General features: G+C 39.1%; 1 tRNA gene. It reads right to left on the bottom strand.

Features of this window, described 5'->3' with window-relative positions:
- Positions 1-102: 102 nt before the first annotated feature.
- Positions 103-176: transfer RNA gene (locus ATH1_RS0116035), tRNA-Ile, on the bottom strand.
- Positions 177-562 lie beyond the last annotated feature (386 nt).

The following is a 562-nucleotide window of genomic DNA, read 5'->3' on the forward strand; positions in this document are numbered from 1 at the left end:
TGTTTTGGGTTCTGGGTTTTTTATCTATTCTCTAAAAACTATCCACTATCCACTATTCACTAAAAACTAACCACTAACCACTAAAAACTATCCCCTATTCCGTAGTCCCGGGCAGACTTGAACTGCCGACCCCTACATTATCAGTGTAGTGCTCTAACCAACTGAGCTACGGGACTCTATTTCACACCGCAGGCTTTCCATTGGTGGCTTTATTCCCTGTCTATGGCCTTGTCTGTCCCAGGTACTTGGGTGTTAGGGTATTAGGCGATTAGGCGATTAGGCGATTAGGCAATTAGGTTATTAGGCGATTAGGCTATTAGGTTATTAGGCGATTAGGCGATTAGGCGATTAGGCTATTAGAATTGTTGGATTGTTAGAGTTGTTAGGTTATTAGGCGATTAGGTTATTAGCCTATTAGACTTGTTAGGGTTGTTAGAGTTGTTAGGGTTGTTAGAGTTGTTAGGGTTGTTAGGTTCTTAAATTGTCCCACCAACTCATAATCTAATATCTAATAATCTAATATCTAATCATCTAACCATTATATTTTATTAATGCAAAACCA

Source organism: Anaerophaga thermohalophila DSM 12881 (assembly GCF_000191885.1).
GTDB lineage: Bacteria > Bacteroidota > Bacteroidia > Bacteroidales > Marinilabiliaceae > Anaerophaga > Anaerophaga thermohalophila.